The 20870-nt window shown below is 49.2% G+C and carries 20 protein-coding genes; 13 read left to right on the top strand and 7 right to left on the bottom strand.

The features are described from left to right. Positions 1-45 precede the first annotated feature (45 nt). Complete coding sequence (gene rlmF, locus AB3Y96_RS14145) at positions 46-993, top strand: 23S rRNA (adenine(1618)-N(6))-methyltransferase RlmF (RefSeq protein WP_072309985.1); 948 nt, start codon at positions 46-48, stop codon at positions 991-993. A gap of 51 nt (positions 994-1044) precedes the next feature. On the opposite strand, the gene ybiO is transcribed toward rlmF, so the two are convergent. The 5 genes from ybiO to AB3Y96_RS14120 all read right to left on the bottom strand — a co-directional run bounded on the left by ybiO (position 1045) and on the right by AB3Y96_RS14120 (position 6771). Beyond that, on the bottom strand, positions 1045-3267 hold the full coding sequence (ybiO, locus tag AB3Y96_RS14140) for a mechanosensitive channel protein (protein ID WP_367299485.1): 2223 nt from the start codon (positions 3265-3267) through the stop codon (positions 1045-1047). 252 nt (positions 3268-3519) lie between these two features. Next, entirely contained in the window at positions 3520-4242 is a 723-nt protein-coding gene (gene glnQ / locus AB3Y96_RS14135; protein WP_072309987.1) for a glutamine ABC transporter ATP-binding protein GlnQ, read from the bottom strand. Further along, entirely contained in the window at positions 4239-4907 is a 669-nt protein-coding gene (gene glnP / locus AB3Y96_RS14130; RefSeq protein WP_046459019.1) for a glutamine ABC transporter permease GlnP, read from the bottom strand. Before glnP ends, glnQ begins: the two co-directional genes overlap by 4 nt. A 255-nt stretch (positions 4908-5162) precedes the next feature. Next, positions 5163-5906 (bottom strand): glutamine ABC transporter substrate-binding protein GlnH, encoded by a 744-nt coding sequence (gene glnH, locus AB3Y96_RS14125; protein ID WP_025798133.1) that lies wholly within the window; start codon positions 5904-5906, stop codon positions 5163-5165. A 472-nt stretch (positions 5907-6378) separates the two neighbouring features. Continuing rightward, positions 6379-6771, bottom strand: coding sequence for an NUDIX hydrolase (locus AB3Y96_RS14120; RefSeq protein WP_367299484.1), 393 nt, complete (start codon positions 6769-6771; stop codon positions 6379-6381). A 260-nt stretch (positions 6772-7031) separates the two neighbouring features. On the opposite strand from AB3Y96_RS14120, the gene fruB reads away from it, so the two are divergent. The 3 genes from fruB to fruA are packed head-to-tail and all read left to right on the top strand — an operon-like array spanning position 7032 to position 10809. After that, complete coding sequence (gene fruB / locus AB3Y96_RS14115) at positions 7032-8165, top strand: fused PTS fructose transporter subunit IIA/HPr protein (RefSeq protein ID WP_072309990.1); 1134 nt, start codon at positions 7032-7034, stop codon at positions 8163-8165. A 2-nt stretch (positions 8166-8167) separates the two neighbouring features. Further along, positions 8168-9106: a 1-phosphofructokinase gene (fruK, locus tag AB3Y96_RS14110; protein ID WP_103009968.1), complete on the top strand. Its 939-nt coding sequence runs from the start codon at positions 8168-8170 to the stop codon at positions 9104-9106. Between the two features lie 14 nt (positions 9107-9120). Further along, positions 9121-10809, top strand: coding sequence for a PTS fructose transporter subunit IIBC (gene fruA, locus AB3Y96_RS14105; RefSeq protein WP_367299483.1), 1689 nt, complete (start codon positions 9121-9123; stop codon positions 10807-10809). A 76-nt stretch (positions 10810-10885) separates the two neighbouring features. Here fruA and nfo read toward each other — a convergent pair whose 3' ends face one another. Then, positions 10886-11743 carry a deoxyribonuclease IV gene (gene nfo / locus AB3Y96_RS14100; RefSeq protein WP_072309992.1) on the bottom strand — a complete coding sequence of 286 codons (858 nt, stop codon included), beginning with the start codon at positions 11741-11743 and terminating at the stop codon, positions 10886-10888. An 806-nt stretch (positions 11744-12549) separates the two neighbouring features. After that, positions 12550-13638 (bottom strand): YeiH family protein, encoded by a 1089-nt coding sequence (locus AB3Y96_RS14095; protein ID WP_367299482.1) that lies wholly within the window; start codon positions 13636-13638, stop codon positions 12550-12552. A gap of 362 nt (positions 13639-14000) precedes the next feature. Here AB3Y96_RS14095 and AB3Y96_RS14090 point away from each other — a divergent pair, with 362 nt between their 5' ends. From AB3Y96_RS14090 to AB3Y96_RS14050, 9 genes are all read left to right on the top strand, one after another. Continuing rightward, complete coding sequence (locus AB3Y96_RS14090; RefSeq protein WP_072310092.1) at positions 14001-14363, top strand: putative holin; 363 nt, start codon at positions 14001-14003, stop codon at positions 14361-14363. Continuing rightward, positions 14360-14653, top strand: coding sequence for a phage holin family protein (locus AB3Y96_RS14085; RefSeq protein ID WP_072310093.1), 294 nt, complete (start codon positions 14360-14362; stop codon positions 14651-14653). The genes AB3Y96_RS14090 and AB3Y96_RS14085 overlap by 4 nt, the downstream gene beginning before the upstream one ends. Next, positions 14640-15080 (top strand): lysozyme, encoded by a 441-nt coding sequence (locus tag AB3Y96_RS14080; RefSeq protein WP_072310094.1) that lies wholly within the window; start codon positions 14640-14642, stop codon positions 15078-15080. Before AB3Y96_RS14085 ends, AB3Y96_RS14080 begins: the two co-directional genes overlap by 14 nt. Positions 15081-15139: 59 nt before the next feature. Then, positions 15140-15529, top strand: a complete 390-nt coding sequence (locus tag AB3Y96_RS14075) for a lysis protein (RefSeq protein WP_367299481.1) — start codon at positions 15140-15142, stop codon at positions 15527-15529. 56 nt (positions 15530-15585) lie between these two features. After that, positions 15586-15726, top strand: coding sequence for a hypothetical protein (locus AB3Y96_RS14070; protein ID WP_367299480.1), 141 nt, complete (start codon positions 15586-15588; stop codon positions 15724-15726). A gap of 382 nt (positions 15727-16108) precedes the next feature. Continuing rightward, a complete protein-coding gene (locus tag AB3Y96_RS14065) occupies positions 16109-16549 on the top strand; it encodes a universal stress protein (RefSeq protein WP_072310096.1) in 441 nt (146 codons plus the stop codon). 318 nt (positions 16550-16867) lie between these two features. Continuing rightward, on the top strand, positions 16868-17731 hold the full coding sequence (yieE, locus tag AB3Y96_RS14060; RefSeq protein ID WP_367299479.1) for a DNA-binding transcriptional regulator YeiE: 864 nt from the start codon (positions 16868-16870) through the stop codon (positions 17729-17731). Positions 17732-17930: 199 nt separating this feature from the next. Then, entirely contained in the window at positions 17931-19415 is a 1485-nt protein-coding gene (locus tag AB3Y96_RS14055; protein WP_072310098.1) for an amino acid permease, read from the top strand. Positions 19416-19670: 255 nt separating this feature from the next. Further along, positions 19671-20816: an ABC transporter substrate-binding protein gene (locus AB3Y96_RS14050; RefSeq protein ID WP_367299478.1), complete on the top strand. Its 1146-nt coding sequence runs from the start codon at positions 19671-19673 to the stop codon at positions 20814-20816. The last annotated feature ends 54 nt before the right edge of the window (positions 20817-20870 follow it).

Raw genomic sequence — 20870 nt, 5'->3', positions numbered from 1 at the left:
GGGGGAATACACTCATGATGTCTTAACGTTGATCGAAATCGCCGAATGAAAAATCCAAAGAAAAAGAACTTTCCTGCACAGAAAACCAATTTGCATCCCCGTAACCTTCATCGTGAACGTTATGATTTCCCTGCATTATGCGAAACGTCGCCGGAGCTAAAAGCGTTTGTCTCTCGTAATCAATGGGGGGATGACAGCATTGATTTTGCCGAGCCGTTGGCGGTTAAAGCGTTAAACAGTGCATTGCTGAAGCATTTTTATCAGGTTGAACACTGGGATATCCCCGAAGGCTATCTGTGCCCACCGATCCCAGGCCGTGCAGATTATCTGCATTACTTGGCCGATGTGCTGGCGGCAGATCACGGCTACCAGATCCCCCGCGGACAGAATGTGTGCATTCTTGATGTTGGCGTTGGCGCAAACTGTATTTATCCACTGATTGGCCAACACGCGTATGGCTGGCGTTTTACCGGAACTGAGGTTGATGCTGTCGCATTAAAATCAGCGGGTGCCGTCATCAAGGCAAATCCAGAAGCCGCAAAAAATATCCGTCTGCGTCAGCAGCAAGACCCCAATAAAATCCTAAAAGGGGCGATTAAGAGCGGCGAGCATTATGCAGCTACGATGTGTAATCCACCGTTCCACCGTTCTGCGGAAGATGCGCTGAGCGGTACCCGCCGTAAACTGACTAACTTGGGTCGTGATGCCAGCGCGCCGGTGCTCAACTTTGGCGGAAAAGCCGGTGAGCTGTGGTGTGAAGGCGGTGAGGTTGCGTTCATCACCAAAATGATTGAAGAGAGCGAATCTTTTGCCAAGCAGGTGGGGTGGTTTACCAGCCTGGTTTCTCGTCAGGAGAACCTGCCCGCAATTTATGAAGCCTTGGAAGAGGTGGAAGCGCTGGACGTTCGCACTATTGAAATGTCACAAGGACAAAAAGTCAGCCGCTTTATCGCATGGACGTTCTTGCCAGAGAACAAGCGTAAAATCCGCTAATTTCCACGGAATCTTTAATGCCTCTCCAAATAGGAGAGGCATTCTTACCGATTATTTTTCAACGCTATTGGCGTCGTTATGCGGTGGCAACAAAGCCTGTTGCTCCGCTGCCGCGTAGCTGATTTGAACATTTTGATGCGGCGTTTTAAATCCCGCCCGCTGGAAATGCTCTTTCACCAGTTTGTCTAACGCATATTGAATCGTCCACTGCTGCAGTGCAACGGTGCGGATTGTCGTGCGTAGGGTAAATGACACATCATCCAATTTCACTACGCCGTTAAATGCGGGCTCACCAATGAGTAAGCTTTTTAAACGCTGATCTTCGCGTAATTCAGCAACCGCCTGTTTCAACACCTCATTGGCTTTCTCAATATCTTCATCGCGACTAATCACGTAGTTGGCGCGATATACGCCGAATTCACGGGCATAGTTGGCAACGGTCGTGATCGACGAGTAGGGCACCAGATGATAAACGCCATAATCGTCCCGCAGGCCGATAGAGCGAATAGTCATGCGCTCGACGGTGCCGGTAATGCCGAATACAGTGACGTATTCACCGGTATTCATACCGTTTTCAAACTGGATGAATATGCCATTGATCACGTCTTTAACCAGCGTTTGCGCACCGAAGCTGACGGCAAGCGTCAGTGCCCCTGCGCCCGCCAGCAGTGGCGCAATGTTAATGCCGATTTGTGACAGAATAATCATCACGGTAATCGTGGTAATCACGATGGATAACACGTTGCGAAATAGCGTCAGCAGCGTACGTTCGCGTGCGCCGGGATGCTTCGGATTGTCCATTTCAAGGCTGAGCCGATGTTCAATCACGCTGGCGAGCAGCGTCCATCCCAGCACGGCAATAAACATGATCAGCAGAATATGAATCAAACCACCGATGATTTTTTCACCCGTTGGCGAGTCTAGCCAAGCGCGAAGGCCGAATATGTGCCATGCGTCGAGCAGGAACAGCAGGATCGCCACCACCACGATAAACCGCATGATTTGCAGCGCGCTAGGAATGTAGGAATTTACACGCCGTTCTAACATCGGGTATTTGAGCTTGATGTCGGCAGGCAGCGTGATGCGGCGCGAGATCCAGCGGGTGAGCAGACCTGAAATAAGCGCCCCAGAGCCAACGACGATCAGGCTTTTAATCGTGGCATTCATCATGAAGGCGAGGCTGTTGCCAGGATCGAACTGTGAAAGTAAAAACAGAACCAGAAAATAGACGATGGCCAGAATATGCCAAATGTGCGAAAGCGCGTGCAAAAAAACGCCGAAAAAGGCCAGCGAGCGGTTACCGAGCGCGGTAATTTCTTTCTGTATCCGTAGGCGGTTGACCAGTATCAGGCCGATAGCATAAACGGTCAGAGCCAACATAATGCAGAAGTTCACCAGCACGGCAGATGAAGCCCCGAGCTGCACCTGAATAATAGGCACCACCACCATCAGCCCATAACCGATGAGGCCGCTCAGCCATGCCAGCCGCGTATTCCAATATTTTGCGGTTGCGTCGCTAAAAGGAAACGGGCGCAGATAGTCAAATTTGGGCGCGAATATTAGGCGCAATATGGCTTTGAAAAATTCAATCAGGGCAAAGGCGTTCAGGAAAAGGGCTTGCTGGCGCATCGTTACCGGACTGTTGGTACCAAAGGCGGTCGCGATGATATTTCCGGCGGTGACACAAAATAGCAAGATCAGTAAATCAATAATGAACGCGCTGATAATTGCGGTTGGGCGTCGTGCCCAGTCTGCTCGCTTCTCACGCGCTTTGTGTCCCCAACTGCCAATCCGCTTATAAAACGGCGTGGCAAAAAAACGAATTGCTAAAAATAGCGCAAAGGTTACGGCGACGGTGAACAGGAAGTGGGTGAGGGCAGGCCAAAACGTTTGCGGATTAAACGCCTTATGCGGCGGCGATTTCAGTGCCGTGATTAACCGTTCCAATTTGCTTTGCGCAACGGTGAGATATCCTTGAATGCTGGAGTCTAGCTGGTCAGCAAAGGTTTCGTCGCGGGTTTCAGCAGGGACAGTGCTGGCACTTTTTTCTGCCAACGGTTTGCCGGTTTTGGCACTGTCACGCAGTTCAGCAATCAGCGCATCGCGGCTGGTGGCGTCAGACAGAATGTCAGCTAATGCTGAATAGGCCGTTTTGGGATCCGTTTCTTTTTTAGGTTCAACGGCATTCACGCTGGCTGAGCATGAGAATAAGAGAACGATCAGTAAAACGAGGTATCGAGTAAAAGAGGGGATAAGGCGGGCTCCCTGTGACATAAAAAAGCTCCATTAAACAAGCGGAAAACAGGACTTGGTGATGGGACTTTGGGTGACGATATTGGATATCAACCCCTCGCTTACCGTTGCCGATAGCGGGGAAGCGTGAGCGTTATAACCTTAAGTATAGGAATAACGAGCAGATTTTGCTGAGTATTCGTGAGCGATTCGTGCGTAATCGAGGTGGTAATCAGATTTACATAAAAGAAAAGGGCGCTGGATGAGCGCCCTTGTACCTAGCGTAATGAGGTTTTATGAAACGTGCTGCAGGAATTCGCGCAGACGATCGCTTGGCGGGTTGGTGATCAACGCGTCAGGCTCACCGTCTTCGGTGATACGGCCCTTATCGACGAAAATCAAGCGCGATGCTACTTTCTGCGCAAAGCCGATTTCATGAGTAACGATAACCATCGTCATACCTTCTTCAGCCAGATCCTTCATCACCGTCAGGACTTCATGACGTAGTTCTGGATCGAGCGCAGAGGTGGGTTCATCAAACAGCATCATTTTCGGTTTAACCGCCAGCGCACGGGCAATTGCCACACGTTGTTGCTGACCGCCGGAAAGCTCAGACGGATAGTGATCGGCACGTTCCGACAAGCCCACTTTCGCCAGCAGCTCGCGTGCGCGTTTTTCCGCATCGTCTTTCTTCATGTGACGAACACGGATTGGCCCAAACATCACGTTTTCCAGCGCTGTGAGGTGTGGGAACAGATAAAACTGTTGGAAAACCATGCCAGCTTCTTGGCGGATCAAACGCTCGTCGACTTTAGGATCGCTTACGTCCATGCCGTCGATAATCAGCTGACCCGCGCTTATCTCTTCCAGCTTGTTGATGCAACGCAGCAACGTTGATTTTCCTGAGCCCGATGGCCCGATAATAACCACCACTTCGCCCTGATTAATATTCAGGTTAATGTCATGCAGTACCGCAGTCTGACCGAAGCTTTTATCAACATGTTTAAATTCAATCATATTATTTTCAATCTTCTTTCCAGACGACGTAATACGTAGCTCAGTGCCAATGTGATGATCAAATAAATCACCGCGACTGCGCTCCAAATCTCCATTGCGCGGAAGTTACCGGCAATAATTTCTTGTCCCTGACGGGTCAGTTCGGCAACGCCGATGACGATAAACAGAGACGTATCTTTGATGCTGACGATCCACTGGTTGCCCAGCGGTGGCAGCATGCGGCGTAATGCCAACGGCATGATGACATAACGCAGGGTATCGCGTTTAGAGAGGCCAAGGGCCAAACCGGCTTCACGAAAACCATTGTGAATAGAGAGCACTGCGCCACGTGTGATTTCAGCAATGTACGCGCCGGAGTTGATCATAATGGTGACCACTGCGGCGGTGAGCGGATCAATGCGAACCGGCATGAAAGCCTGCAGCATCATCGGCAGTGCGAAGTAGATGAACATTACCTGCACCACGATAGGGGTGCCGCGAATGAGCTCAATGAAGACCAGCGCAATGTGGTTGCTTAACCAGCCGCCATAGGCGCGGGCGAAACCTGCCACTAAGCCGATAACTAAGCCACCAAGCAAACCGACCACTGAAATCCACAGCGTCAGCTTGGCCCCTTCGAGCAGGATAGGAATAGCGTCCCAAATGGCGCTCCAATCAAACTGCATGTTGTATTCTCCTGGAAACTAAAAACAACCTACTAATAACAGCAATATGTTGCTATTACCCAAAATAATTCAAGTTGCTTAAAGGCGGCAAACCCGTGAATCCTCAGGAGCTTACTCAAGTAAGTGACTGGGATGAGCGGGAGCAGCCAACGCATAAGCAGCTTGAAGTATGACGGGTATAAATGGGTCAAAGTCTGGAGACGCTAATGAGCCAGCGCCTCCAGAGAGTCAGGCTATATTTGTGTAATAACGAACTTATTTAGGTTCTACGCCAAACCATTTTTTGTAGATTTCATTGTAGGTACCGTTGTCACGCAGCGTTTTTAGTGCGCCGTTGACCTTTTCACGTAAATCGCTGCCTTTAGGGAAAGCGATGCCGTATTGCTGGGCTTCTAAAGAATCACCGACGGCTTTGAATTGGCCATGACCCGCGGTTTTGATGAAGTACAGAATGTTTGGGGTGTCGTGCAGCACGGCGTCTGCGTTACCGGTGCCTAACTCAAGATAGGCGTTGTCGATATTTGGGAACTGGCGTAGGTCTTTGGTTTTGATGTTGGCTTTCGCGTAATCAACACCTGCGGTTCCGCTTTTAACCGCGACGACTTTTCCGTTCAGATCTTTCACGCTTTTTACGTCGTTGTTATCTTTTTTCACCATAACCAGCAGGCCGCTGTTGTAATAGCCATCGGAGAAGTCGATCGCTTTTTTACGTTCGTCGGTGATGCTGATCCCCGCTAACGCCAAATCAACGTTACGAGTTTGCAGGCCAGGAATAATCCCGCTGAAATCCATTGGCTTGAGGGTATAAGACAGGTTCAGCTGTTTAGCAATCGCATCCCATAAATCGATGTCGAAACCAACGTATTTGTCACCCTGCTTGAATTCAAAAGGAACAAATGCGGTATCGGTAGCCACGATAAGCTGTTTCTCAGCGGCATGAGAGCTCATGGCAAAAGCTAAAGCGAGAGCGGCTACAGATGCTTTAATTACAGATTTCATAAGCAAAAATTCCTTAAATTTCGGGATGGCCCATTTGTGTTTACTGGATTGGTAATGAAAGAATCATGCCAACTATTTATATTCTATGTATATCAAATGGTTATTGGATGTTGTGGGTGCGAATTAACCGATGGGTATAAGGTTAATCTGATATCTGCATTTTTATGGTGCCCCATTTTGGTGCGCCAGTGGCGCTCGTGGTGCACCGCAGTAGATTTAAGGGAAAAGTGTCGATTTCACAATCTAAATTTAACAATTTTGTTTCAGTTGTGATAACTAAATCTAACTTTTGCTGAGAGGAGGGAATTTTTCGCACTGAAAAAGTGCATTTTTGGGGCGGAAAGGGGCTGGCGAATGGAAAGCGATACGGCAAAGTCTGTGTTGAACCTACCGTAATCACTTTTCGTGTTTTGCATTGAGCGTGCGGTGATAAAACTTATTTGGTGATTGGCGAATGATAAAACTCACCGTTCTACCAAAGCTGAACACCGTTACGGCATGCTTCAAAGCAAGGTTCAGGCATACGCTGAGGGTTACACCAACGCCACTGTTCACACTTTTCAGGCTCGCGCAGCTGGGGTTCGCCGCGCATATAGGTGGCGACCATAATCATTGATATATTATGAACGCCTTCGTCAATCCAGGTGCCTAAGTTATTAGTCACGCCGATCAGACGAGGCTCAGCGACAATCAGCCCTGTCTCTTCTTCTACTTCTCGAATGGCGGCCTGCTCGAAAGTTTCGCCTTCTTCTAAGTGCCCACCCGGAATAGACCAGAAGGGCGCATGGCTACCGCAGCGTTTCCCTAGTAATATTTGCCCTTGTGGGTTCGCGATAATTACGCCAACGCCGACTTTAACTGTCATTGATACTCTCCATCAGCAAACTTCAGCAAATTATCTCAGCTTCATCGATTTAATAACAGCACTTCAGCAAAAGTGTGCTGTTCTTCAAAAAATAGAAAACTCCTTCTTCGAATATCTTGCTTATAAAAAGGCCAAAGGCCAAACTCATCGAAACGATTCAGCGTTGTATTCGATCTGTTATTGAAAATACAGCGCGCTTTTTTCCAAAAAGAGCTGAAACGATTCAATCTTGAATTTTGCCCAGTGTGAGAGGAGCGTTTATGTTTCACCTGTCCCCACAAGATATTCATCTTGCCGCTACGGCAAGTAATAAAGAAGAAGCAATTCAACAAATTGCAGCAGCACTGACTCAGGCTGGGTACGTAAGCGAAGGCTACGTACAGGGCATGCTCAATCGTGAGAAACAGACCTCGACCTATCTGGGAAGTGGCATTGCGATCCCGCACGGAACCACCGACACCCGCGAAATGGTGCTGAAAACGGGGGTGAAAGTTTTCCAGTTCCCGCAAGGCGTTGAGTGGAGCGAAGGGCAAAGAGCCTACGTTGTGATTGGTATCGCGGCTCGTTCTGATGAACATCTGGCCTTGCTGCGTCAGCTGACGCATGTGTTAAGCGATGACAGCGTGGCGCAACAGATGGCGCAAACCACTTCAGCAGAAGAGTTGCGTAGTTTGCTGATGGGCGAAAGAAGCGTTGCGGCTTTCCGCTTTGATGCAACCATGGTGGCCTTAGATATTGCTGCTGACAGTTTGATGACGTTGCAAGCCATCAACGCAGGCCGTTTACAGCAGGCAGGCGCCGTTAACGCCGAATTTGTCAGCGATGTGATTACCCGTGCGCCGTTAAATCTGGGACAGGGTATCTGGCTCAGCGATAGCGCACTCGGCAATCAGGCAAGCGCCGCTGCGGCTGCGCGCCCACAAACGCCTTTCGACGTGGACGGCGAGCAGGTTGGATTGTTGCTGACCGTGGCGATGGCCGATGCACAGCCTGAAGGCATGCTGGGTTATCTGAGTTCGCTGCTACAAAACAACCAAGCCGATCGTTTGCTGAAAGCGGCTGATGCCGCGTCGTTGGTGGCTCTGCTGACCAGTGACGTTGCGGAAGAAGATTCCGTCGTCAGCGCTGAATTCGTGTTGCGTAATGAGCATGGTCTGCATGCCCGTCCCGGCACGCTGCTGGTTAATACCATTAAGAAATTCGAAAGTCAGATCACTGTCACCAATCTGGACGGCTCTGGCGTTCCTGCAAATGGGCGCAGCCTGATGAAAGTTGTCGCGCTGGGCGTTAAAAAAGGTCATCGACTGCGTTTCACTGCCAACGGTAGCGACGCAGCGCAAGCATTAGAAGCAATTGGTCAGGCTATCAATGATGGTCTAGGCGAAGGGGCATAAGAATGAGCAGAAGAGTAGCAACAATTACACTGAATCCGGCCTATGACTTGGTTGGCTATTGTGCGGAAATTGAACGTGGCGAAGTCAACCGCGTTCAGACCGCCGGTCTGCATGCCGCAGGTAAAGGCATTAACGTTGCCAAAGTGCTGAAAGACCTCGGTATTGACGTGACCGTAGGCGGTTTCCTTGGCAAAGAGAACCAAGACGGATTTCAGCAGTTGTTCAGTGAACTGGGCATCGCCAACCGTTTTCAGGTCGTTGCGGGCCGTACACGTATCAACGTGAAGCTAACCGAAAAAGACGGCGAAGTTTCCGACTTTAACTTCTCCGGTTTTGAAGTGACCAAGCAGGACTGGGAGCGTTTTGTTAACGATTCCCTAAGCTGGCTGGGGCAGTTCGATATGGTATGTGTCAGCGGCAGCCTACCGGCTGGCGTTGATCCAGATGACTTCACTGATTGGATGCGTCGTCTGCGTAGCCAATGCCCGTGCATCATTTTTGATAGCAGCCGTGAAGCGCTGGTTGCAGGGCTAAAAGCCGCGCCTTGGTTAGTGAAACCTAACCGCCGTGAATTAGAGATCTGGGCTGGCCGTGAATTGCCAACGCTGGATGATGTGGTGGGTGCCGCTCATGCCCTACGCGATCAGGGTATTGCCCACGTGGTGATTTCGCTCGGTGCTGAAGGCGCGCTGTGGGTTAACGCATCAGGCGCATGGCTGGCTAAACCACCAGCCTGTGAAGTTGTTAGCACGGTCGGTGCCGGTGACTCCATGGTTGGCGGGTTGATCTATGGTCTGATGATGCGCGAATCCAGCGATCATACGCTGCGCTTGGCAACGGCGGTGGCTGCACTGGCCGTAAGCCAAAGCAACGTCGGCATTTCCGAACGTACCCAGTTGGCCGCCATGATGGCGCGTGTTGACCTGAAGCCTTTTAATTAATTGAGGATGGCCACATGAAAACCTTATTGTTAACCGAAGGCGCTCAGGGACAGGCTCGTAGCTATCTCGCTAAGCGCATGCTGGAAAGTGTTGTAGCAAAACAGGATATCACGCTGGTTGAGGCGGCTCAGGATGCCGAGCTGATTGTTGTTATCGGTGATGAACAGCCTCAGGACGCGACGTTAAACGGCAAACGCCTGTTTGTCGGCAGCGCAGAAAAAGCGATTCGTGAACCCGAAGCGTTCTTGGCTCAGGCAAAAGCAGAAGCTCAGCCTTACCAGTTTGCTGACACGGCGGTTGCTGCTCCAGCCAAAGGCCAAATGCGAGTGGTGGCGGTAACGGCATGTCCAACCGGCGTCGCTCATACCTTTATGGCTGCTGAAGCCATTGAAGCTGAAGCCAAAAAACGCGGTTGGTGGGTGAAAGTCGAAACGCGCGGTTCCGTGGGCGCAGGTAACGAAATCACACCAGAAGAAGTTGCCGCTGCGGATCTGGTGATTGTGGCTGCGGATATTGAAGTTGACCTGAACAAGTTTTCTGGCAAACCGATGTACCGCACGTCTACCGGCTTAGCGTTGAAGAAAACCGCGCAGGAGTTGGATAAAGCGCTGGTGGAGTCTGAAACCTTTACGGCGATGAAATCGACCTCGTCGACGTCTGGCAAGAAGAAAGAAAGCGCGGGGGCATATCGTCATTTGCTGACCGGTGTTTCCTATATGCTGCCAATGGTCGTGGCCGGTGGTTTGTGTATCGCGCTGTCGTTCGTGTTCGGTATTGAAGCGTTTAAACAGCAGGGCACGTTGGCTGCTGCGTTGATGCAGATCGGTGGTGGTTCAGCCTTCGCACTGATGGTGCCGGTGTTAGCGGGTTACATTGCATTCTCCATTGCTGACCGTCCGGGCTTAACGCCGGGCCTGATTGGCGGGATGTTGGCGGTAAGCACCGGTGCAGGATTCTTAGGCGGTATTATTGCCGGTTTCTTGGCGGGCTATGTGGCGAAAGCGATCAGCTCCAAATTGCATTTACCGCAAAGTATGGAAGCGCTGAAGCCGATCCTGATCATTCCATTGGTTGCGAGCTTGATCACCGGCTTGGCGATGATTTACATCGTTGGTAAACCAGTTGCCGCCATTATGGAAGGTCTGACACATTGGCTACAGGCGATGGGTACGGCTAACGCAGTGATCTTGGGTGCTATTTTAGGCGCGATGATGTGTACCGATATGGGTGGTCCGGTGAACAAAGCGGCTTATGCCTTTGGCGTAGCGCTGCTGAGTACTCAGACCTATGCACCGATGGCGGCGATTATGGCCGCAGGTATGGTGCCTCCGTTGGCGATGGGCTTTGCGACGTTGGTAGCACGTAATAAGTTTGCCCAAAGCGAACGCGAAGGTGGCAAAGCAGCGCTGGTTCTGGGGCTGTGCTTTATCTCCGAAGGGGCAATTCCGTTTGCTGCGCGTGACCCAATGCGTGTTCTGCCTTGCTGTATCGCCGGCGGTGCGTTGACTGGTGCGTTGTCGATGTTCTTTGGGGCTAAACTGATGGCTCCACACGGCGGCCTGTTCGTATTGCTTATTCCTGGCGCAATCACCCCGGTTATTCAATATCTGATTGCGATTGTGGCCGGTACGCTTCTGGCTGGTGGTTTGTACGCGCTGTTGAAACGTCCAGACGTGGAAATTGCGGAAGAGAAGTTAGCGTAACTCACCGTTATCGCTGATATGAAAATGGGTGCCCATATGGCACCCATTTTTTTAGCTATTTCTGTGTTCAGAACAGTTATGCGGCCTGTTCTGCAGATTCTTGTTCTTTCAGCCAAGCAATTTCTTCGGCCCAGATATCAGGATTAACGGTTTCTAAAATCAATGGAATTCCGTCAAAGCGCGGATCGCGCATGATCCAACTAAAGGCCGTTTTGCCAATGTTACCTTCACCGAGGCTGTGATGGCGGTCGACACGGCTGTCGAAGGCGCTCTTCGCATCGTTAAGATGCATACCGCGCAGGTAGTTAAAGCCAACGATACGCTCAAAGTGAGCAAAAGTTTTGCTGCACTCTTCCTCGGTACGTAAATCGTAACCGGCAGCAAAGGCGTGGCAGGTATCAATACAAACGCCGATACGCGATTTGTCTTCTACACCATCGATAATGGCGGCCAGATGTTCGAAGCGAAAGCCGAGATTGCTGCCTTGACCCGCGGTATTTTCAATAACCGCAGTGACGCCCTGCGTTTTATCCAAGGCAATATTGATAGATTCAGCGATGCGTGCGAGGCATTTATCTTCATCAATTTGCATCAGATGGCTGCCCGGATGGAAGTTGAGTAGTGTCAGCCCGAGCTCAGAGCAACGCTCTAATTCGTCGATAAATGCTTCACGCGATTTCTCTAATGCTTCTTCAACGGGATGCCCAAGGTTAATAAGATAGCTGTCGTGCGGCAGAATTTGCGCAGGCTGATAGTTATATTGAGCACACGCAGATTTAAATTTATCGATCACGTCGCTGCCAAGCGGGGCGGCTTTCCACTGGCGCTGATTTTTGGTGAACAGCGCAAACGCCGTTGCATTTAATTCGTGTGCACGAATGACGGCCTGATCAACGCCGCCGGAGGCACTGACATGGGCTCCAACAAATTTCATTTTTTTCTCCTCATTTTGGGAGGCATTATGGCATTGATGGGGAGGCGAATGAATAGGGGGGGTAGGTTACGTCTGTCTAAAATCCTGTATTCTATCTGGGCATCGTGCAGACGTCCGAGCAAGGCAGTTCAATTGCTGTTATAGCTTGGGCGTGGTGAAAAGTTACGTCCGCCTATTATACCGAGCTCTGAATATACATTGTGCAGGCGTTCGTGTTCGAGCAAGGCGGCTCAATCGCCTTTGTAGCTTAAGTGTGGTGTAAAGTTACGTCCGCCTAAAATACTGAGCCCTACATATACATCGTGCAGGCGTCCGTGTTAGGGGGCCAATCGCCGCCCCCTAACAACCCGGCTTGGCACCGTTCATCAGCCTGCTTCGCAGGTTCCCTCATCTCGTCATTCCGGCTTTAACGGAACGAGCGACAATCGGCATCCCTGCCTCCGTCGCTCTTTTGCCGACGTCCAGTCGGCAAATCCTAGCCTGCATTCCTCTATTCGGCTGAAGAACAACGTGCCGGAAAAGGTCAACCCCAAAGACAATAACCCTCTCTGTTTTTTAGTTTAAGTCGTGGCATTTAGAGCAGTGAAAACAGGATGTTTTCACGAGGGGAGGAGGCGCCAGGGATGGCGCATGCCGACCCGGCGCGGAGATGGCGTCTCGGATAAGAGCGCGCGGGTGTTGGGTGCGCGCGCTGGCGCACCCGACTCGGACGCCTTCACTCATGCTGCATATAACCGCCGGAGCGGATAGGCGGTCGAAACCTTACGCTGTTGTCACATAAGTGATCAGCATGTTAAGTCGCAGCTTTAAATCCACATTCCCACAAAATGATTAATCAGCGCACCACCCACCACCAACCAAACAAACAAAATACTTGCCAGCAAAATAGGTTTGATCCCTGCCTGACGGATTGCGCTGATATGGGTGGTTAGGCCTAACGCAGCCATCGCCATGGCCAGCAAAATGGTGTCCAAGGTAATAAGTTGATGCACCAGCGCCGCAGGCAGCAGATCGAAGGAGTTAAAACCGGCGACGACGATAAAGAGCACCGCAAACCATGGAATGGTGATCGCTGATTTTTGCTTAGTCGCACTCCGTTTGTTGCTTGGCACACTGCGTGCAATAAAGCTGGATAAAATGACGAGGAACGGAGCCAGCATCATCACGCGGATCATCTTCGTGATGACGGCCGCATTACCCGCCTCATCGCTGATGGCTCGCCCAGCGGCAACCACCTGTGCAACTTCATGAATCGTTGAACCGATGTAAATACCGAAGCCTTCCTGCGTCGTTTGCAGCCACTGATAATGCTCATTGAGCCGGTACAGCCACGGATAGAAAAAGATCGCGATAGTACCGAAAATAACCACGGTAGATACCGCAACGGCGACTTTACTGGCATCGGCTTTCACTACGGGTTCTGTTGCCATGACGGCCGCTGCGCCACAAATGCTGCTGCCGGCGCCGATCAGCATAACGGTCTGGCTATCCATACCAAAAACTTTACGTCCGACCCACATAGCCAGCAAGAACGTGGATGTCAGCGTGATGGCATCGGTCACGATCCCAGTCATACCGACGTCGGCAATTTGCTGAAACGTCAGGCGAAAACCATACAGAATAATCCCCAATCGTAGGAGTTTTTGCTTGGAAATATGCACCCCGACGGCGCAAGGGGCTTCGATGCTGGGGTAGACCGTATTACCTAGAATAATCCCGAAGATGATGGCCAGCGTTAGAGCACCGAAACCGAGATTTTCAACCCAAGCGATATTGCCAGCCCACATGGCAACCGCAGTGATGGCCCCCGCAAGAATGAGTCCGGGAAGCAAATTTCCAAGCGCGTGGAAATAATGAGGAGAATTTTTTTGTTCGAAAGCACTGTTTGCGTGCATGGCTATCGTACCTATTGCTGTATTACTGATGCGAATAGAGTAGCGGCACATCGCTTAAAAAAGAAATTGATTATATATTTATAACCTAACGGTATAAGTGGTAAATGAGCCTGCTGGATCCCTTAAGCCCTGCGCTATGCGTTGAATAAAACGGACGTGTTGCCGATCTTCATTAGCTTTTACGCATTATTTTCAATGCCAATTTTCACGGAGTAATTTTAAAAACTTTATTTATATAAATTCAATTGAGACGGGCTGGATCAACTCGCATTATCTGAATCCGTAAGGCGCACCATGTGGGCTTTTTAGTATGAAGTGAAATAGCTAAAACTATCCCGAAAACAAAAAATGGAGTCATTCCCATGTTAGAGCTAACTGCTAGCACGGGCGTAGCGGCTGTTACTGGTGTGACGTTAGTCGGTCTGCTTTCTGGGCTTGATACTGGCGTCGTTATCGGTGCATTTGCAGGCGCAGTGGTATTTGTTTTATCTGCTACAGAGTTTCGAGTTTGGAAACGTGTGGCGTTCTTTGTCGTCGCCTTTGTGCTCGGAGTTCTCACCGCGGGGTTCTCAACCGCTATGCTGAGCACGGTTATTCCTGCTTCAGTTATGGTAGAAAAACCGATTGGCGCACTCGTTTCCTCAGCAACTATTGTTTGGATACTGATCGCCGTTATCTCTAAAGCTAAGAATTCAACCCTCAAGCTCAAAGGTGATGGTAAATGATAATTAACACCTTGTTATTAAACATTAACGCGATTGTTTGTTTTCTTACAGCCTTGCGGATGATGACTTTTCAACGTAAAGACAGCGATCATAATTGGGTTGGATCTGTATTTGCGTATGTTCTTATCGTTGCGTGTGCTGCTGTGACGATACGAATTATTACGGGCGACATTATTAAGATAAATCCAGCGGAAACTCTTATTAATATCACGCTATGCGTTTCCTTATTTTTATCACGTGGAAACGTGATGCATTTTTTTAAAAGGAGAGGTAATCGTGCAAATCAGTGAAAATGGCATCAACCTCATTAAACAATATGAGGGATGTCGATTAACGGCCTATCAAGATTGTATTGGTGTATGGACTATCGGCTATGGGTGGACTCAGCCGATAGGCGGCAAGAGCATCGCTAAAGGGATGGTTATTAGTCAACAGAAAGCGGATGCTTTATTAATGCAGGGCATTGAACAGTCAGAAAATTGTGTGAATAACGTGGTACATCATTCAATCAATCAGCATCAATTTGATGCTCTGGTCGATTTTGCTTACAACCTAGGCGTTAATGCATTAAAGGGCTCGACTTTGCTAAAAAAAATTAACGTTGGTGATTATATTGGTGCAGCTAACGAATTTCAGAAATGGAATAAAGCTAGCGGTAAAGAGCTCGCAGGACTGACTCGGCGGCGTGGGGCAGAGAAATCTCTGTTCCTGTCATGAGTCGAGCCACTACCGCACTGATCTTGGTCATTATCGGCCTGCTTATTGGAATGTGGTACATGACAAATCGGCTGCAAACAATTAACGCTAAACTGAAAGAAATAAGCCAAGTGGCCGAACAACAAAAAGTTGCTCTTGGTAATATTCAGCGTCAACGTATGCAGGCCAGCGAACTTGATAATAAAGTAACTCTGGAGCTGAATTATGCAAAAAACGAAATTGAGCATCTTCGCACTGACCTTGGGAATAATGTTAAACGGCTGCGCGTCAACGCCCATTGCCCAACGTTGTCCGAAGCCACCACCACCACCCGCAAGTCTGATGCAGCCGGCGCCAGACTTGATGTCTCCGCTGAACGGGATTATCTCAGTCTCAGAGAGCGGATCAGGGTGACAAATACCATGATTGAAGGGCTGCAGGATGACATTAACCATCAGTGCTTACAATAAGCATTCTGCGTTAGCATATATTGGGTATTTTTCAGCGATATTCATCAGATATAGACATGGGTTTTAACGATGATGCCCTCCGTTATGACCGCCATTACCATGATGATTACCGTGATTTCCGCCATTGTTATGGGAGCCACTTCCTTGATGCCAATCTTGATGCGGTGGTGGGGATGAATGGCCGCTGTGGCCTCTAACAATACATCCACTTAATGATGCCGATATTAAAAGCAATGCAGCTATTTTAACCATGGTTTTCATTTTATAAGACCTATAAGAATAGTTATTTTGGCAGCAGAATAGTATTTAAAATTTAGCTCAAATATAGGTTTTATCCTAAACCAATAAACACATAATCTACTGATTAATTTGAATAAATGATTTAATCAAATGTGTGGGAAATATGGATAAATAATGTGTTTATTGTGGAAGTTCTTGATTAAAAACTAACCATGTAAATTGCGTGCGACGGCAATTAAGCCAAACTTCACACTTTCGTGTCTGAAATATCAATTGATTGTTCAAATGTGTTATTACAAGGGAGGTGAACGACACATGTTGAACAGAAGGAGAAGTGAAATGGATTACGCCTATAAAGTTATTCTGGTTCCTGTTGATATTGAAGAACCGAAGCTTACCGAAGGAGCGCTTCACCATGCGGCTCATTTGGCCAAAGTATCACATGCAAAAATTCGCTTGATGAACGTACGTCCCTCCATCCCGACGTATTATATGGGCGAGCATCCTCAGCAATTAATGAAAATTCAAGATGACGCCACGAATAAAGTGCATAAAGAGTTAGAAGCACTAGGGGCCTCCCTTGATTTGTCGTCAGATCAGGTTTCGGTTATGGTGACGTGGGGCTCGATTTACGATGAAATTTTGAAAGAGGCTGAGGCGTGCAAGGCAGATTTAATTGTTGTGGGTTCTCGTCGTCCAAGCATGTCTACCTATTTAATTGGTTCTAATGCAGCGCGTGTTGTGCGACATGCTAAGACCTCGGTGCTTGTCGTTCGCTAGGGGGTTATTGCCTCGCGTCTAGATATTGCGTACTCCGTGGTTGCTGGTTGATTGGCATACGTGCAATCACGGAGAATAGGATTATTACCATGTTAATTGATCTGCTCCTATCCCATTGCTGCCGTCAGTACTCGGTAGTCTCTTATAGTAATTATTAGCTTTAAATCTAAAATTATGGGTAAGCCTCCTATAAATAGGGACATTCGCGTTATACTTCAATTATCCCTAGCCCTCTATGTTGGAGGCTGATTTATGCTGCGCAGACAGGCATAGGGCATACATTTTATAAATATACTTTGACTGCCTTGGATCTTTTTTATGCACATTACCTTGCGCCAGCTGGAAGTTTTTACCGAAGTACTTAAGTGTGGTTCGACAACCCAAGCGTCGAGCGCGCTTTCTCTTTCTCAATCCGCGGTGAGCGCTGCGCTATCTGATTTGGAAACCCAGCTCTCGGTGCGTCTGTTTGACCGAGTGGGAAAGCGTTTGGTGGTCAATGAGCACGGTCGTTTGTTGTATCCTAAAGCCATGGCTTTGTTGGAACAGGCCGGCGAAATTGAAGCATTGTTTCAGAGTGAAGCTGGTGCGTTGCGCATAGCGGCGAGCAGTACGATTGGTAACTATATTCTGCCGAAAATGATTGCAGGCTATCGCCGAGATTTTCCTGCGGTACCGCTTGAGCTGAATGTGGGGAATAGCCGAGATGTGATTAACGCGGTTGCCGATTTTCGCGTTGATTTAGGGCTGATAGAGGGGCCATGCCATATGCCTGATTTATTGACCCAGACATGGCAACAAGACGAATTGGTGGTGTTCGCCGCGCCTGACCACCCGCTGTTGCAAGCGCCTGTTACGCTAGATGCGCTCGCGCGGGCACCGTGGATCTTACGTGAGGCGGGATCGGGCACGCGTGAGGTGGTCGAACATATTTTGCTGTCGCATCTTTCACACTTTGATTTAGTCATGGAGCTGGGGAATTCTGAGGCCATTAAGCATGCGGTACGCTATGGCATCGGCATTAGCTGCTTGTCGCGCCGAGTTATTGAAGAGCAGTTGCAAACCGGGGTACTGGTGGAAGTTCCGGTGCCGTTGCCGCGACTAAACCGCGCACTTTACCTTATCCATCATCGTCAAAAGCATATGTCCAAGGCGCTCGAACGTTTCTTAAGCTATTGCAGCTAGGCGGCCAGAGACGATTCATCTTTTAGCAATAGCAGATGAACAAATAGACGCTACACTTAACAGTGGATTAACAGCTGATGCTAATAATCTACCGGCAATCATGAAGCTCTCTAATAAGATCAGATTGTTACTTTATGCAGGGGCGGGATTTGTTACAATCCGGCCTCTTCACTAATTATAGAGCAGATATAGGGTTCTAATGGCTCAGACAAACACTAAGACCTCCTCCACGGGGCGAGCACCGGCGCTGCGCCGGGAATTAAAAGCGCGGCATCTGTCGATGATTGCTATCGGCGGTTCTATCGGTACTGGGCTATTTGTTGCATCAGGTGCTACCGTTTCACAAGCAGGGCCAGGCGGCGCTTTGCTTTCTTATATCATCATCGGTTTGATGGTGTATTTCTTAATGACCAGTTTGGGTGAGCTGGCGGCATTTATGCCGGTATCGGGCTCATTCTCGACCTACGGCTCGCGTTACGTAGAAGAAGGCTTCGGCTTTGCGCTAGGTTGGAACTATTGGTACAACTGGGCGGTCACTATCGCGGTTGACTTGGTGGCAGCGCAGCTTGTAATGGGGTATTGGTTCCCCGATACGCCAGGCTGGATTTGGAGTGCGCTGTTCCTTGGCTTGATGTTCTTGCTGAACTACATCTCCGTTAAAGGTTTTGGTGAAGCGGAATATTGGTTCTCTCTGATCAAAGTGACAACGGTCATCATCTTCATCATTGTCGGTGTTGCGATGATCGCGGGTATCCTGAAAGGCGGAGAGCAGGCCGGTTTCCATAACTGGACGATTGGTGATGCGCCGTTTGCCGGAGGTTTTGCCTCTATGATCGGTGTCGCGATGATCGTGGGTTTCTCGTTCCAAGGAACAGAGCTTATCGGTATCGCAGCGGGTGAATCTAAAGATCCGGGCAAGAACATTCCAATGGCGATCCGTCAGGTATTCTGGCGTATCCTGCTGTTCTATGTGCTGGCTATCTTGATTATCAGCCTGATTATTCCATATACCGATCCAAACCTGTTGCGTAACGACGTGAAAGATATCTCGGTGAGTCCGTTCACGTTGGTATTCCAGAATGCGGGCCTGCTGTCTGCAGCAGCGGTGATGAACGCGGTTATCCTGACAGCGGTACTGTCTGCGGGTAACTCGGGAATGTATGCGTCAACGCGTATGCTGTTTACGCTGGCTTCCGAAGGGAAAGCTCCGCGTATTTTCGCCAAGCTTTCTGAGGGCGGAGTTCCACGTAATGCGCTGTATGCAACCACGGTTGTTGCGGGCCTGTGCTTCTTAACCTCGATGTTTGGTAACCAAGAAGTGTATCTGTGGTTGCTGAATACCTCAGGCATGACGGGCTTTATTGCCTGGCTTGGGATTGCCATCAGCCACTACCGCTTCCGTCGCGGCTATGTGAGAAAAGGGTTGGATCTGAATGCACTGCCTTATCAGTCAGGCTTCTTCCCAATTGGGCCAATCTTTGCCTTTATACTGTGCCTGATTATTACGCTAGGTCAGAACTATGAAGCGTTCCTTGATGACCGAATCGATTGGTATGGTGTAACCGCAACTTACATCGGTTTGCCGCTGTTCCTGATTATTTGGTTCGGCTACAAATTAGCGAAAGGAACGCATTTTGTTCCCTATAGTGAGATGGAATTTCCAGTGACTAAGATCGACGATTAATACTGATCGTTAATCATTTTAAAGGCGACCTTTGGGTCGCCTTTTTGCGTATTGGGGCAGGCTAAACATCACCAGTGAAAAATGACTAAAAAAAGAATAATAATCTTTCTAATTAAAAGCGCTGTGAAATGAATAAGTTATCCGACTTAACACTATGAGAAATAGGGGTAATAAAATTAATAAATCACATTGATAAGTATTATCATTTGCTTTACCATTTTGTGCACTTATGGAATTAGAGCAGGAGTGGTGAAGGTGAAAGACACCGTAAAAGGAAGAAAATCGCGTTGGGGTATTCAATTACTTGCTGCGGCGACTCTGATGGGAAGTATCAGTTCTTGGGCTGCCACGGTGACGGATATCGCCGGGCGTAGCGTAGAAATCCCCGCTAAGGTTGACCGAATTCTCCTCGGAGAAGGGCGTTTATTCTATGCAGTCTCCCTGCTTGAAGGCAAAAAACCGTTCGACCGCATTGTGGGTTGGCAAGGTGACTTCCGCAAACTCGATCCACAGACTTACTCTGTCTATCAGGCTAAATTCCCTGAAATCGATAAAATCCCTCTGATTGGTAACACCACCGCAGATAGCGTCAGCCCCGAAAAAGTATTGACGCTAAATCCTGACGTGGCGATCTTCGGCCTCTCTGGTCATGGTCCTGGCCGCGATAGCCAACTGGTGAAACAGCTGGAAAAAGCCGGTGTGCCGGTCGTATTTGTCGATTTCCGCACTTCTCCGCTGAAAAACACGCTGCCGAGCATGCGTTTACTAGGCAAGGTTCTGCACCGCGAACAGCAGGCTGAGAATTACATCAATTTCTATCAAGATAATGTGCGCTTGGTAACCGATGTCACCAGCAAGATCCCTGATAGCCAAAAGCCTAGCGTTTTCATTGAGCTAAAAGCTGCGACCAGCGACGACTGCTGCGGCACCGCGGGCAATGGCAATATGGGTGACTTCATTGATTTGGCTGGTGGTAACAACATCGCGAAAGGCTTACTGCCGGGTGCGCTTGGGCAAATCAACCTCGAAAAAGTGTTGTCTGCGGATCCAGATGTTTATATCGCCAGCGGCGCGAAAGCGCCTGACGCTAAAGAGCCCGGTATTAAATTAGGTGCGAAGGTCACCGAGCAGCAGGCGAGAGACAGCTTGAACTCTGCGATGCAACGCACCGGTATCAGCACGTTGAAAGCGGTGCAGGATGGCAATTCTCACGCTATCTGGCATAGCTACTACAACTCGCCGTATAACGTTTTGGCGGTTCAGGCCTTTGCTAAATGGATTTATCCGGAGAAGTTTGCCTCGTTAGATCCTAAAAAGACCATGGATTCCATGTATCAGCAGTTCCTTGCTGTCGACCCAAGCGGCACCTATTGGGTTGATGCTAAAGCGTCGAATCAGTAATAAGAATCAACCCTGCCAGCCGCCGCCAGCAGGGTTGACCTGTCACAGGTAACA

The organism is Hafnia alvei (assembly GCF_964063325.1).
In the GTDB taxonomy this organism is placed as follows: Bacteria; Pseudomonadota; Gammaproteobacteria; order Enterobacterales; family Enterobacteriaceae; genus Hafnia; species Hafnia alvei_B.
Note: the sequence above shows the minus strand (reverse complement) of the source record. Positions and strands in the feature narration are given on the sequence as shown.